The 13,771-nt window shown below is 70.0% G+C and carries 14 protein-coding genes and 1 tRNA gene; 5 read left to right on the forward strand and 10 right to left on the reverse strand.

Features of this window, described 5'->3' with window-relative positions; all coding sequences use genetic code 11:
• Nucleotides 1-39 precede the first annotated feature (39 nt).
• Nucleotides 40-285: a hypothetical protein gene (locus DEA06_RS08440; protein WP_116647538.1), complete on the forward strand. Its 246-nt coding sequence runs from the start codon at nucleotides 40-42 to the stop codon at nucleotides 283-285.
• On the opposite strand, the gene DEA06_RS08445 is transcribed toward DEA06_RS08440, so the two are convergent.
• The 7 genes from DEA06_RS08445 to galU form a co-directional block, all read right to left on the reverse strand.
• Nucleotides 272-748 (reverse strand): YbaK/EbsC family protein, encoded by a 477-nt coding sequence (locus tag DEA06_RS08445; RefSeq protein ID WP_116647539.1) that lies wholly within the window; start codon nucleotides 746-748, stop codon nucleotides 272-274. The genes DEA06_RS08440 and DEA06_RS08445 overlap by 14 nt on opposite strands.
• 52 nt (nucleotides 749-800) lie before the next feature.
• On the reverse strand, nucleotides 801-1,529 hold the full coding sequence (locus DEA06_RS08450; RefSeq protein ID WP_116647540.1) for an acetolactate decarboxylase: 729 nt from the start codon (nucleotides 1,527-1,529) through the stop codon (nucleotides 801-803).
• 160 nt (nucleotides 1,530-1,689) lie between these two features.
• A tRNA-Ala gene (locus DEA06_RS08455) sits at nucleotides 1,690-1,765 on the reverse strand.
• 56 nt (nucleotides 1,766-1,821) lie between these two features.
• A complete protein-coding gene (locus DEA06_RS08460; protein ID WP_116647541.1) occupies nucleotides 1,822-2,787 on the reverse strand; it encodes a large exoprotein in 966 nt (321 codons plus the stop codon).
• A gap of 84 nt (nucleotides 2,788-2,871) precedes the next feature.
• On the reverse strand, nucleotides 2,872-3,744 hold the full coding sequence (locus DEA06_RS08465; protein WP_116647542.1) for an LLM class F420-dependent oxidoreductase: 873 nt from the start codon (nucleotides 3,742-3,744) through the stop codon (nucleotides 2,872-2,874).
• Between the two features lie 52 nt (nucleotides 3,745-3,796).
• Nucleotides 3,797-4,426 carry a GNAT family protein gene (locus DEA06_RS08470; protein WP_116647543.1) on the reverse strand — a complete coding sequence of 210 codons (630 nt, stop codon included), beginning with the start codon at nucleotides 4,424-4,426 and terminating at the stop codon, nucleotides 3,797-3,799.
• Between the two features lie 23 nt (nucleotides 4,427-4,449).
• Complete coding sequence (gene galU, locus DEA06_RS08475; protein ID WP_116647544.1) at nucleotides 4,450-5,340, reverse strand: UTP--glucose-1-phosphate uridylyltransferase GalU; 891 nt, start codon at nucleotides 5,338-5,340, stop codon at nucleotides 4,450-4,452.
• 64 nt (nucleotides 5,341-5,404) lie between these two features.
• Here galU and DEA06_RS08480 point away from each other — a divergent pair, with 64 nt between their 5' ends.
• The 3 genes from DEA06_RS08480 to mscL are packed head-to-tail and all read left to right on the forward strand — an operon-like array spanning nucleotide 5,405 to nucleotide 6,789.
• Complete coding sequence (locus DEA06_RS08480) at nucleotides 5,405-6,001, forward strand: 5-formyltetrahydrofolate cyclo-ligase (protein WP_116647545.1); 597 nt, start codon at nucleotides 5,405-5,407, stop codon at nucleotides 5,999-6,001.
• Between the two features lie 19 nt (nucleotides 6,002-6,020).
• A complete protein-coding gene (locus DEA06_RS08485) occupies nucleotides 6,021-6,326 on the forward strand; it encodes an FmdB family zinc ribbon protein (RefSeq protein WP_116647546.1) in 306 nt (101 codons plus the stop codon).
• Nucleotides 6,327-6,360: 34 nt separating this feature from the next.
• A complete protein-coding gene (gene mscL, locus DEA06_RS08490; RefSeq protein WP_116647547.1) occupies nucleotides 6,361-6,789 on the forward strand; it encodes a large conductance mechanosensitive channel protein MscL in 429 nt (142 codons plus the stop codon).
• A gap of 456 nt (nucleotides 6,790-7,245) precedes the next feature.
• On the opposite strand, the gene DEA06_RS08500 is transcribed toward mscL, so the two are convergent.
• Nucleotides 7,246-10,980: an AAA family ATPase gene (locus DEA06_RS08500; RefSeq protein WP_240606871.1), complete on the reverse strand. Its 3,735-nt coding sequence runs from the start codon at nucleotides 10,978-10,980 to the stop codon at nucleotides 7,246-7,248.
• Nucleotides 10,981-11,147: 167 nt separating this feature from the next.
• On the opposite strand from DEA06_RS08500, the gene DEA06_RS08505 reads away from it, so the two are divergent.
• Complete coding sequence (locus DEA06_RS08505; protein ID WP_116647549.1) at nucleotides 11,148-11,657, forward strand: methylated-DNA--[protein]-cysteine S-methyltransferase; 510 nt, start codon at nucleotides 11,148-11,150, stop codon at nucleotides 11,655-11,657.
• A 55-nt stretch (nucleotides 11,658-11,712) separates the two neighbouring features.
• Here DEA06_RS08505 and DEA06_RS08510 read toward each other — a convergent pair whose 3' ends face one another.
• Both DEA06_RS08510 and DEA06_RS08515 read right to left on the reverse strand, forming a co-directional pair.
• Nucleotides 11,713-13,335, reverse strand: coding sequence for a sodium/solute symporter (locus tag DEA06_RS08510; protein ID WP_205781244.1), 1,623 nt, complete (start codon nucleotides 13,333-13,335; stop codon nucleotides 11,713-11,715).
• A complete protein-coding gene (locus DEA06_RS08515) occupies nucleotides 13,332-13,685 on the reverse strand; it encodes a DUF485 domain-containing protein (protein WP_116647551.1) in 354 nt (117 codons plus the stop codon). The genes DEA06_RS08510 and DEA06_RS08515 overlap by 4 nt, the downstream gene beginning before the upstream one ends.
• Nucleotides 13,686-13,771: the final 86 nt, after the last annotated feature.

The following is a 13,771-nucleotide window of genomic DNA, read 5'->3' on the forward strand; positions in this document are numbered from 1 at the left end:
GGTTCGTCCTGCATTCTGAACGCAAAACCCGAAAGAGCGTTGCAGGTCACCGCGTTCGTCAGCGCACTGCAGGCCGAGAGCGCACCCGAGCAGCGCGCGGCGGTCTTCGCCGGGATGGGGCTGCTGTTCGCCGTGGGCCAGGCGATCGGGCTGCTGCTGGGAGGCCTCGCCGACAGCGGGGTTCCGCTCCTCGTGCTCCTTCAGGTGCAGGGCTGCGTGTACGTGGTCGCCGGCGCGGTCGGGCTGTTCTCGCGCCGCCGTGCGACGGCTGTCAGTCGACTCTGACGACCGGCGCGCCGGTGAGGCGCACGAGTTCGTCGAACGTGAGCGGGAAGACGGTGTGCGGCGTGCCGCCCGCCGCCCACAGCTGCGGATACTCCGCCAGCGCCTCGTCGACGACCGTGCGGATCGGCGCGGGGTGGCCGGTCGGCGCGACACCGCCGATCGCCTGGCCCGTCGCCTCGCGCACCTGATCGGCGCCGGCCCGGGCGATGCGGGCGAGGCCGAGCCGTTCCGCCAGAGCGGCGGTGTCGACGCGGTGGGCGCCGCTGGTCATGACGAGCAGGGGTTCGCCGTCGCCGAGGAAGACGAGGCTGTTCGCGATGGCCCCGACCTCGACACCGAGAGCTGCAGCGGCCAGGGCGGCGGTCGACGCGGCATCGGGCAGCACACGGATCTCACCCGTGATGCCCGCCTCGCGAAGGCGGGCGGCGACCAGCTGGCTGCGGGCGGGAAGCGCATCGGTCATCCCCTCAGCCTAGGGCGGCGCGGGGTGCGAACGGGAGACGGATGCTGCGCCGTCAGCGTGCTCCGACGCCGCCCTCGACCGCGACGATGCGGTGGTCGCGGTCGTGGGTGAGCTCGGTGCGCAGGAACAGATCGTCGACCGGCAGGTGCAGATGGAAACGCGCGTACGCGGCGACCCGCAGCTCGCCCGCTCCGGCCGTCAGCTCGAGCACGTGTCCGCCGGCGAGTCGGTCGTCGGCGAGGAAGTGGAGGTGCAGCCCCGCGACCGCGATGCCCTGGTAGATCGCCGGGGCCCAGAACCCGACGAGGGTACCGCGGCGCTCGACGAGGTCGGTCTCGACCTGCGTCCGCGTGACCTCATCCAGCGGCGGCAGCGGGTGGTGCTGGCGGGGCGTCGCCCGGATGCGCACGCGCGCCAGCACCCCGTCGAAGCGCACCGCGTGGAAGAGGTTGCGGCTGACGAGGCGGTTCTCGACCGCGGCCGTGAAGCCCGCCAGGTCGAGCCCGCCGACGTCCGTCGCCTCCGTCTCCGCGAGAGGGGCGATGTCGACGAACGGCAGGATCGCCGAGTCGGCCATCCGGGAGGGCGGACCGTCGACGGTGCACTCGAACGCCTCCCCGTCGACGACGACGACCTCGCCGCCGAGGCGGTCGCAGCATCCGACCCCGAAGTCCCCGTGCTCGAGCGCGAACCCGACGGTCATGCCCGACTCGTACGTGCCGGCGAGAAGGGCGTCGAGAACGGCGAACTGGGTCACGGCATCGGTCGAGAGGGTGGTCACGGATGCGACGCTACCGCCTCCCCCGCGCGACGGGCGGAGGAAACCTCACGACGGGAGGACGATCCGGCCCCCGGGCGTCCTCCGCCCGTGAGATCTCCTCCGCCGACAACGCCTGCGCAAGCAAGAAGGCCCCCGGCGAACCGGGGGCCTTCTGTCGTTCTGGTGGACCTGAGGGGAATTGAACCCCTGACCTCCTCGATGCGAACGAGGCGCGCTACCAACTGCGCTACAGGCCCGAGAACTCACCAACATTATCACGGTGAAAACGCCCGGACGTGCCATGGGCGACCCGCTACTGCCCTGAGGCGCGGCGCTCCAGCAGGTGGCGTACGTGCTCTTCGATCTCGGCGTCGTCGACGTAGCCCATGCGGCTGAACTCCGACTGACGCGCGACGCGGGCGGTGTCGATCGAGGGCGGGGCCTGCTTCTCGGCGAGCTCGCGCATGGCCTCCTCGCGGGCGGCGGCGCGAAGGGCGTCGCGCGCGGCCTGCTCGTCGAGCACGGCGGCGGCACGCGAGCCCGCCGACGACACGAGCGGACGCGGCAGATCGCGCGGGGTCCACGCCGAGACGCGGGCGACTTCGAGCGGGACGTCTTGCACGGGGCCTGCGACACGGGCGGCGGGTGCGACGGCCGGGCGGGCGACCGAGCGCGCGGCGACGCGCGAGAGCCGGTGGAGGGTCAGCGCGCAGAGCGCGGTCACGGCGACGCCGGTCCACAGAAGAGCGACGGATGCGGCGGCCACGGCCTGCCAGATGCCGACGCCCGTGACGGCGAGGGCGACGAGCGCGACGAGCGTCGTGGCCAGGCGGAAGCGGCGGCGAGCGCGCGCGCGGCGCGCCTCGGGGAGGGCGTGCGTCGCGGCCTGGCGGGCACGCGCCTCGGCCTGGCGGGCACGGGCCTCTTCGCGGGCGATCGCGAGCTCGGCCTTGGCCGCCTCGCGCTCCGCAGCATCCTGTTCGCGTTCGACGTCGAGGCGGGCGCGAGCGACCGCGAGTTCGGCGTGCGCGCGCTGCTCCTGAGCGCGGCGGGCGAGCTTCTGCTGAGCGAGCGCCGTGCGCGCGTTCAGCTCGAGGCGCACTTCCTCAGGCGTCTCGCTCGTCTCGGCGAGAACGCGGATCGCCTGGTTCAGGCGCACCGCGTTGCGCTCGGCAGACGTGTACTGATGACGGCTGTGCCACGACGGCAGCAGATACACCAGCCAGAGCGCGACGGCGACGAAGACGATCACGCCGCCGCCCAACACCTGTCCACCCATGCGCACCACGGTATGCGACGGCATGCGCCCCGCGCCGCAACCCGCCGCCGTGTCGCGGGGCGGATGCTGCGGATTCGCCGTGTGTCAGAGCGACGCGAGCTTCGGCAGCACCTCGCCGGAGATGCGCTCGACCTGCCCGACGGGGTCGGGGTCGGCCGGGTTGCGACCGAGGACGACCATCGTCACCCCGAGATCCGACAGCTTCTCCATGTCGCGGAGGAAGTCGTCGGAGAACGGGTCGCGCGAGCCGGAGATCACGGTCTTCTCGATCGCGTCGTAGTCGGTGCCGAGGCGGTCGCAGTGGCCTCGCAGCACGTCGAGGAGGCGCGCCACCTCGCCCGGTTCGGCCGTGGTGAGGTTCAGGATCTGCGCGTACTGGGCGACCATGCGCAGCGTCTTCTTCTCGCCCTTGCCGCCGATCATGATGGGCGGGTGCGGGCGCTGGATCGATGAGGGGCTGTTGAGCGTCTCTTCGAGCTGGAAGTGCGTTCCCCGGTAGGGCCCGTCGTCGTCGCTCCACATCTGGAGAGCGATCTGCAGCGCCTCTTCGAGACGCTCGAAGCGCTCGGAGATCGCGGGATAGGGAACGCCGAGACCGCGATGCTCCCGGTCGTACCAGGCGGCGCCGATTCCGAGCATGGCGCGCCCCGAGCTGAGCACGTCGAGGGTCGTCACGATCTTCGCAAGGAGAGCCGGGTAGCGGTAGGTCACGCCCGCCACGAGCGGCCCGAGCCGCATGGACGAGGTCTGCCCGGCGAGAAACCCGAGGGTCGTGAACGCCTCGAGCATCGGCTCGGTCGCGGGCGCCGCGGCCTCCATCTGGAACCAGTGGTCCATGACGGTGAATTGCGTGAACCCGCCCTGTTCGGCGGTGCGCGCGGTCTCGGCGAGGACAGCCGGAAGCGAACCGGGCGCGCCGGGGACGGTGAAGTTCCAGAAGTGGAAGCCAGCCTGCATAGCGCCAGGCTAAGCCCCTCGCGACCCGCCGAGGGCCGCGTTCACCGATCGGTCATGTGTGGAGACGGTCGGCCGGCGGGATCGTCGCGGCGTCCTGCGGCGCCCGTCCCGCGGCCCACCGCTCGAGCACGCCCTCGGGCACTTCCTCGCGCACCAGGGCGAAGGCGTAGTGATCGCGCCAGTCGCCGTTGATGTGGATGTACCGGCGCCGCAGCCCCTCGTAACGGAACCCGAGCTTCTCGACCACGCGCAGGCTCGCCTGGTTCTCGGGCCGGATGCAGATCTCCATGCGATGCAGTCGCAGCTCGGTGAAGCAGAGGTCGGTGGCCAGCGCGACCGATGTCGGGGTGATGTTCTTCCCGGCGAACCGCTCGCTGACCCAGTACCCGATCGTCGCCGAGGACAGCGACCCCCGGGCGATCCCCCAGACGTTGAGCTGCCCGGCGATCTGACCGTCGTACTCCATCACGAGCGGCACCCCAACACCGTCGCGGTGCTGCTGGAGCAGGCGACGCACCCCGAGGCGCATGTCGAACGAGACGGGTCCGTCAGGACTCGTGGCCTCCCACTGCCGCAGCCACGAGCGATTCGAGAGCAGCTCGTTCTGCAGGGTGCGCGCGTCGCGCGCGCGAACGAGGCGCACGCCGATGGGGCCGTGCTGCCGCGGAACGGACAGGTCCATCCCACTCCCTCGAACGAGCGGCGTCAGAGTGTGGCCGCGAACTCCTTGAACCAGGGACGCAGCTGGGGTCCGAGATCTTCGCGATCCGACGCCAATTGCACGATGGCCTTGATGTAGTCCACTCTATCTCCGGTGTCGTACCGGCGCCCGCGGAAGATCACGCCGTACACGCCGCCTCCGTCACCGCCTCCGGTCGCGAGCTCTTCGAGTGCGTCGGTGAGCTGGATCTCGCCGCCCTTGCCGGGTTCGGTGCGCTCGAGGATGCGGAAGACGTCGGGTCCGAGAACGTACCGACCGATGATGGCGAGGTTCGAGGGCGCGTCTTCCTTCGACGGCTTCTCGACCAGCTGGGTGACCCGCACCACGTCGTCTTCGTCGGTCGCCTCGACCGCTGCCACGCCGTAGAGGTGGATGTGCTCGGGGTCGACCTCCATCAGAGCGATGACGGTCGCGGTGCGCTTGTCGTACTCCTCGAGCATCTTCGTCAGCAGCGGGTCGCGCTCGTCGATGAGGTCGTCGCCGAGCAGGACGGCGAACGGGTGGTCGCCGACGTGACCCTCGGCGCGCAGCACGGCGTGGCCCAGACCCTTGGGCTCGCCCTGGCGCACCATGTGGATGTCGGCGAGCTCAGACGAGTGCTCCACCTTGGCGAGCTTGTCGAGGTCGCCCTTCTGGCGCAGCTTCTCTTCGAGCTCGGGCATCGCGTCGAAGTGGTTCGCGATGTTGTTCTTGTTACGACCGAGGATGATGAGCACGTCGGTGATGCCGGCTTTGACCGACTCCTCCACCACGTACTGGATGGCGGGCTTGTCGACGACCGGCAGCATCTCCTTCGGCATCGCCTTGGTGGCGGGAAGGAATCGCGTACCGAGTCCGGCGGCAGGGATGACGGCCTTGAATGGCTTGTGCGGCATGCGAACAGATTAGCGGGATCGCATGGCGGGCATGTTAACGGAGCGCGCCCGTACAATCGTCTCCATGCCCGATCGCATCGAACAGGCCAAGCGCGCGCTGCGCGCCGACCTCCGCGAGCGGCGGCAGAATCGCTCCGAATCCGCCCGCGCCGACGCAGCCCTCGGGGTACAGACCCAGCTCGACGCGCTCATCGAGAAGCTCGGGGCGACGTCGCTGTCGTGCTTCCTCTCCACCACGACCGAGCCCGGCACCCACGAGTTCGTCGAAGCCGCGGTCGCCCGGGGCCTTCGCGTGCTGCTGCCGATCTCGCGTGACGACGGGCTGCTCGACTGGGTCGTGGCCACCCCGGGCGGCGCGATCGCAGAGGGACTGTTCGGACTCCCCGAACCCGTCGGCGAGGTGCTCGGTCCGATCGCGGTCAACGACGTCGACCTGCTCGTGATTCCGGCGGCGGCCGTCGACCAGAGCGGCATGCGTCTGGGATGGGGCCGCGGCTACTTCGACAAGACGATCGGCTCCATGGAGCGCTGCCCGCCCGTGTACGCCGTCGTCTTCGACTCCGAGTACGTCGACGACGTACCGCGCGACGTGCACGACCAGCCCGTCTCGGGCATCGTCACCCCCACGCAGACCATCACCTTCGCTTCGGCGAACCGCTGACCCTCCCCGAGGAGCCCCCATGCCTACCTACGCCTATGCCTGCAAGTCGTGCGGACACCGCTTCGACACCGTGCAGTCGTTCTCGGAAGCCTCGCTCACCGAATGCCCCGAGTGCGGCGGCGAGCTGCGCAAGCAGTACGGCTCCATCGGGGTGACCTTCAACGGTTCCGGTTTCTACCGCACCGACTCGCGCTCCGGCGAGGGCAAGAAGGCGGATGCGTCGTCCACGGCAGCGAGCGGATCGGCCCCCGCCGCCGCGTCGTCGACGTCATCGTCGGCGGGAAAGACAGAATCGAAGGCATCCGCCGCCCCGTCGGGTTCGTGACCCGGCGCCGGCGCACGAGACTGAGGAGCACAGCGTGATCAAGGGATTCAAGGAGTTCATCCTCCGCGGCAACGTCATCGACCTCGCGGTCGCCGTCGTCATCGGCGCGGCGTTCACCGCGGTGGTCAACTCGATCGTGTCGAGCATCATCAACCCGCTGATCGAGATCTTCTGGAAGCCCGCCGAGAACGGCATGGTCGGCATCCCCGTGCAGGGCTTCTACGGCGAGGTGGTCTTCCCCGTCGGAGATCTGCTGAACGCCGTCATCGCCTTCTTCGCGGTGGCCCTCGTGGTGTACTTCGTGTTCGTGCACCCCATGAACCTCATGAAGCAGCGCGCCGCCGCCAAGGCCGGCCTCGACAAGGAGCCGCAGGAATCGCAGCTGCCCACCGAGCAGGAGATCCTCGTGCAGATCCGCGATCTGCTCCAGCAGCAGCAGAGCGGAACCTCGCCCAAGCCGTAGGGCCGCGGACCCTTCGACAAGCTCAGGGACCGCTCGCACGCTCCTCGACCCACCCGGTCGCGGAGCCTGTCGAACCGGTCGCTAAGCCTGTCGAACCGGCCACCCACCCGGTCGCTGAGCTTGTCGAACCGGTCGCTGAGCCTGTCGAAGCGGCCACCCGCACGGTCGCTGAGCCTGTCGAACCGGTCGCTGAGCCTGTCGAAGCGTCCACCCGCCCGGTCGCTGAGCCTGTTGAACCGGTCGCTGAGCTTGTCGAAGCGGCCACCGTCCCCTCGCACTCAGTAGTGCGGGGGGACGTCCTGTCTCAGCCGTGCATCGTTCGGGCCCGACTCCCCCGCTCGCGCGGGGGGCGCAGCATCCTGCTCCTCATCCGCCGGCACCGGCTCGGGCGAGGTTCCCGGGGCGGGGGTCAGGCGCGCGCGACGCGCGCCGGGCACGCGTTCGACGCGTTGGCGATCACTCGACGACATCGATCGGCTGCGTGCTCGATTCGGCCGTCGGGCCGTCGACCTTCACGCCCAGAAGAGCGGCGATGCGCGCGGCGACCGTTGCCGGATCGCTGTAGAGATCGAACGAGTGCACGCGCACGTAGTGCCAGCCGAGGCGACGCAGAATCTGCGGGCGCAGACGCAGCGACTCGCGCAGCGAATCGCCCACCGTCTCGGGATCGCTCTCGGCAACGACCGCCTTGCCGCCGTGCTGTGCGACGAGAGGCAGCAGACCGCGGTAGTGCACGTCGACGGCGATTCCGAGGCGTCGCAGCTCGCGCGCGAGCGCCAGGGTGAGCGGATCGGCGAGGTCTTCGAGGCGCGACTCGCGGCCGCGCGCGGCCAGGTTGCCGAGGATGCCCATGAGGGTGGCGGCGCCGTGCTCGAGTCGTCCGTCGTCGAACGACGACGGGCGGATCGACGACACGATCACCATCGAGCGGCGCGCGCGCGTCATGCCGACCGTGAGCAGTCGCTCTCCGTCGGGCGTCGAGAGGTCGCCGAAGTCGCTGAGCACCCGACCGTGCTTGGTGAGGCCGAACCCGAGCGAGAAGATCACGCGGTCGCGACTCTCGGCGACGGACTCCTCGAGGGTGAGCACCGCGAACGGTTCGGCGGTGTCGCGCGAGACGAAGTCCGACACGTCGGAGCGTCCGGCGAACGCCGCCTCGACCGCGGCGCGCACGCGCTCGGCGTGGCGCCTGCTGGCCGTGACCACCATGAGCGACTCCGCACCGCGGTTGACGGCGTGCTCGACGACGAGCGTGACGACGCGGGCGACCTCGGCGTCGGGGCTCTCGACGGCGCCCGTGACGGGGTCGGGCGCACCGGTGCCGCCCTCGACGTAGTCGACGCTCAGGCTGCCGCGTCCGAGGTACGACCCGGCCCAGGGCAGCGAGACGATCTCGCCGCCGTAGAAGGCGTCGTTCACGAGCTCGGCGAGGTCTTCGCCGCCGGCGCGATAGCTGCGGGTGAGGGTCTCGACCGGCAGCAGCTCGGCCAGGCGCTCGAACACCGAGGCGTCGTCGAAGGGCTGCTCGTCTTCGGTGTCTTCGTCGGAGGCGAAGGTCGCGCTCACCCGGAACGGCGTGGGCTTCTGCGTCACGGGATCGCCGAACACGACGATCTGACCGGCGCGCCGCAGGGCGGGCGCGGCCTCGGTCAGGCAGAGCGCTCCGGCGTCGGCGATGAGCACCACGTCGAAGCCGTCGGCGTCGGGGATCTCGGGCACCTCGTAGGGCGAGGCCAGCCAGACCGGAGCGACGGTGCGCAGCAGCCCGGGCGCGATGGCGGCGAGCTCTTCGGCTGTCGTGGCTCCGCGCTTGAGCGCGTCTTTGAGAGCCGCGGCCTCGTCGGCGAGGTCGACGATGCCGATGCGCCACTGCTGCGCCAGGCGGGCGGCCAGGAGGGGTCCGGATGCTGCGGCGTGGGCCTCGTCGACGAGGCGGAAGTCGCGTTCGAGTCGATCGACGACCGACGTGTTGGCTCCGAGGAGTGCCCGATCGGTGCGCAGGAGGTGCTCGAGGGCCGACTGCCACCAGGCGAACTCGAGCTCGTCGGCGACCCGGTCTTCGGGGACGTGCCGCACCGACAGCTCGAGCAGGAGGGGCTCGAGCCCGAGGCGGGCGAGCTCCGAACGCAGTTCGGCGCGTTCGACGAGGTTGTCGAAGAAGGTCGACTCGGCGGCGAGGCCCGCGAGGGTGCGCACGAGACGCGCGACCGGGAGGGTCGTCATGCGGGCGGAGTTCTGACGACCGAGGATCTGGTCGAGTTCACCGAGCTCGGCGTCGACGCGCTGCCACGCGACCGCGACGTCGGCGAGGCCGAGCGGCACCTCGGGGGTGACGCCCGCCTCGACGTAGCGCTGCCATTCGGTGCGCTGCTCCTGAATGCGTACGAGCGCCTCGTGCATATCGGTGACGTGCACACCCGGACGCAGGTACTCGCGCGACAGACGCTTGAGCCTGCGCCGGTTGGGGCCGCTCATCTCACCGGCGTCGCGCCGCGCGGCGTGGGCCTGGATGAGCTCGCCGAGCGGGCGCTCGAACACGGTGGGGCTGAAGCGGTCGAGCGACTCGCGGATGCCCTGCAGAAGGCGCAGGTAGCCGCCGAGCTCGGAGATGGTCTGGAACGGGCGCATGCGCGTCTGGGCGATGAGCTCGTACCCGCGCTCGAGAAGGCTCGGAACGTCGCGGCGGTGCAGCTTGCCGGCGAGCGCGTGCGCGGCACGGGCATCTTCGGTGCGGGTGAACGACACTCCGTACCAGGGCGAGTCGTCGGGGCCGAAGCGGAACTCGCCCAGGCGCGCGGCGGCGGCGAGCGCCGAGCCCGCCTCGGCGCGGCGGTCGGCCAGGCCTTCGAGCGTCGCGACGTCGAAGCGCGTGGTCGTCGAGGGCGCGGGCGACCGCCCGGCCAGGGTCGTCAGGGTGCGCAGCACATCGAGGGCCGAGACGCCGAGCGACGGGTGCTCGACCGTGACGGCGTGGCGGTAGTCGCGCAGCACCGTGCGCAGGCGCACGAGAGCGTCGTCGATGTCGGAGACGCGCGGCTGCTCGGCCTTCTCGTTGCGTCCGATCGCGCGGATGAGGTCGCGGCGGATGTGCGTGGGAGAGACGGCGAGGCCGTCGAGGCCGATTCCGGCGAGGCGGTGGCGGATGCCCTCGAGGGTCGAGCGGCGCGCGCTCACGACGAGCACCCGCTTTCCGTCCTGCACGAGGCGACCGACCGCGTTGATGATCGTCTGGGTGCCGCCCGTTCCGGGCAGGGTGTGCACGGCGAGCGACTGTCCGGCGGCGATCCGCGCGAGCACGGCCTCCTGCTCGGCATCCGCGTCGAGCAGCAGCGCGTCGGCCGCGGGTGCGCGCTCGTCGGGTCCGTCGACCACGGGGGCCGGACGCCGCTGCATGACGAGGGCGCGGTCGGTGGGGTGGCCCGCGAGGGCGTTCAGCACGGGGTGGTCGAGGTCGGCGGTGTCGCGCGCCATCGCCGAGCCGACGTCGGCGAACGACGAGATGACGAGGCGCGGATGCACGACGAACGTCGGGATGTGGGTGGTGAGGGCTCGCAGGTGGTCGATGACAGGCTGCGGCTTGAACACACCGCGGTCGTAAGCCAGGCCGGCGAGAGCCAGGCTGTCGATCCGGATGCCGAAGTGGGTCAGGAACGCCTTGGCCAGCTCGGGGTTGACCATGAACGAGCCGTGCAGCTTGAGCTCGAAGTCGCCGTGATGACGGCGGATCGCCAGCGGGCGCAGCAGCACGGGGGCCGACCACGCGACTCCCCCGATGCGCCAAGCGGCGAGCCCGACGGCGAGGTGCACGGGCTCGAGACCGCGCGACGTGCGCAGCTCCACGTTCTTCGCGGTGATGCGCTCTGCGGCCATGCGCGCCGTGCGCAGCGCCACCTCGTCGCGGAAGAGGTTGGAGAGCAGCGTCGAGCGCCCGGTGATGAACTGCGGGAGGCTCCCGGGGTGGGCCTTGGTGATGTCGATACCGGCATCGGATGCGTCGTCGAAACGCAGCAGCGTCGATCTGCCGCCGAGCGCGGCGGCCTCGGTGCGGATGCGGGCGCGCTCCGGTTCTGCGACATGCATGACGGAGACGCCCGGCTCGGACAGACCGAGATTTCCGGGGTTAACGGACGTCGCCGACACGTCACCCTCTGCGCCGTCTACGACGCCCTCTGCTCGCCACACGACAGTCACCCTAGGCGCGCGTCGCGCTCCTCGCCGGTATCCTTCCGGGGTTTCGCGGTATTACCCGACACGCCGGATGATCGGCCTTTCCTCCCCAGCCGGGGGTCGAAGCACCCTTGTCCACTGTTTCTGCACGACGAGCCGACCCCGCCGCCACCGCCCCGGAGGATGGGAACATGACCCGGTACACGACCGCTTGGCACCCGACTCCGGTGGGCGATGCGCTGCTCGCCTTCGCCGACGACGACCTCGTCGCCCTCCGCCTCGAACACGATGAACGCGCCTACGCCATCGAGAGCCTGACGAGGCTCCTTCAGGTCGCGCCGCATCACGACGACCGGGCGGGGGCGCTCGTCGCGACGCAGCTCGACGAGTACTTCGCCGGTGAACGGCGGGCATTCGACCTCCGCCTCGACTGGCGTCTCGCGCGGGGCTTCACGCTTCAGGCGCTGACCGCGGTGACCGAGATCCCGTACGGCGAGACCGCGTCGTACGGCGAGGTCGCCGCTCTCGCGGGAAAGCCCCGCGCCGCCCGCGCGGTCGGCACGGCCTGCCGCACGACGCCCTTCTCTCTCGTCGTGCCCGTGCATCGGGTGGTTCGTTCCGACGGGTCGATCGGCGAGTACGGAGGGCACCCCGAGGTGAAGGAGTACCTGCTCGACCTCGAGCGCACCGCCGGCGTGTAGGCCGCGGGCGGTGCGCTCGGGGCCCCGGATGCGCGTCCGGGGCCCCGAGGGTCGATCAGTGGTCGGTGGCCTTCTCGGCGCCGAAGCCGGTCAACGACCTGACGTCCATCTCTGCCGCCTTCGCCGGGTTCTCCTTGCGGCGCGACGTCACCGAGCCGAGCCACCCCAGGAAGAACCCGATGGGGATCGAGACGATGCCGGGGTTGTTGAACGGCCAGATCGCCGCCCCGGTGTCTTTGAAGACGCTCGTCGGTGTTCCCCAGAAGACCGGGGAGAGCACGATGAGGATGATCGCCGCGGCCAGTCCCCCGTACATGCTCCACACCGCACCCCGGGTCGTGAAGCGACGCCAGAAGAGCGAGTAGAGGATCGTCGGCAGGTTCGCCGATGCCGCGACCGCGAAGGCCAGCGCCACCAGAAACGCCACGTTCTGGCCCTGCACGCCGATGCCGCCGAGGATCGCCAGCACGCCGATGACGATGACCGTTCGCCGAGCCACCTTGACCTCACCGTCGGGCGGAACGTTGCCCTTTTTGATGACGTTCGCGTAGATGTCGTGCGCGAACGACGCGGCCGCCGTGATGGTGAGCCCCGCCACCACCGCGAGGATCGTCGCGAAGGCGACCGCCGAGATGAAGCCGAGCAGCACCGGTCCGCCCAGCTGGAGCGCCAACAGCGGTGCGGCGGAGTTGACCCCGCCGGGTGCGGCCTTGATCACGTCGGGTCCGACGAGGGCGGCCGCCCCGTATCCGAGCACGAGGGTCAGCAGGTAGAAGAGCCCGATCAGCCAGATGGCCCAGACCACCGAACGACGCGCCTCTTTGGCGGTCGGAACGGTGTAGAAGCGCATGAGCACGTGCGGGAGGCCGGCCGTTCCCAGCACCAGCGCGAGGGCGAGCGAGATGAAGTCCCACGGGTTCGAGCCGTACTGCAGGCCCGGGCCGAGGATCGCATCCTTCGGGTCGCTCGTCGACGTGGCCACCGCGCTCTCGAGCAACGTGTTGAGGTTGAACCCGTTGATGGCGAGCACCCAGATCGTCATCACCAGGGCGCCGCCGATGAGCAGGAACGCCTTGACGATCTGCACCCACGTCGTGCCCTTCATGCCTCCGATCAGCACGTAGACGATCATCAGTACGCCCACCACACCGACGACGATCGACTGACCGAGCTGGTCGCCGATACCCAGGAGCAGCGAGACGAGACCGCCTGCGCCCGCCATCTGCGCGAGCAGGTAGAAGAAGCAGACCGCGAGAGTGGTGAGCGCCGCCGCCATCCGCACCGGGCCCTGCTTCAACCGGAACGACAGCACGTCGGCCATCGTGAACTTGCCGGTGTTGCGCATCAGCTCCGCGACCAGCAGCAGCGCGACGAGCCACGCCACGAGGAAGCCGATGGAGTAGAGGAAGCCGTCGTAGCCGTTGATCGCGATCGCTCCGCAGATTCCGAGGAACGATGCCGCCGACAGGTAATCGCCGGAGATGGCGAAGCCGTTCTGCGGTCCGGTGAAGGAACGACCGGCCGCGTAGTAGTCCGCGGCGGTCTTGTTGTTGCGACTGGCGCGGATCACGATGAACAGGGTCACCGCGACGAATGCGCCGAAGATCGAGATATTCAGCACGGGGTTGTTCTCCACCGTCTGCACCGCCGTATCGACGGCGCCGAGCACATCATTCACGACCGGCCTCCCGATGCGCGTTCGAGATCGGCTCGAATGGCCGCCGCCCGGGGATCGAGCCGGCGATTGGCATATGCGACGTAGGCCATCGTGATGACGAAGGTCGAGACGAATTGACCGAGGCCGAGGAGGAGCCCGACGGTGACGTCGCCCCACACTCGCTGAGACATGAATTCCGTCGCGAACGACGACAGCAGCACATAGACGAAGTACCAGAGCAGGAACACGATCGCGAGCGGGAAGATGAAACTCCGCTGCGCTTTCTTCAGTTCTTGGAACGGCGGCGATTGCTCGACCGCGATGTAATCGATGTCATCCGACGGGGTGACATCGACGCGTGGATCCGACATGGGGCCTCCTTGCCTCATCGGCCCGGCGCAGCATTGCACCGGTAGCGAGAACCGCGGACGCCGGTGGCGACCCCGGTGATATCGTC

This window comes from Microbacterium sp. Gd 4-13 (assembly GCF_003095395.1).
Taxonomy (GTDB): Bacteria; Actinomycetota; Actinomycetes; order Actinomycetales; family Microbacteriaceae; genus Microbacterium.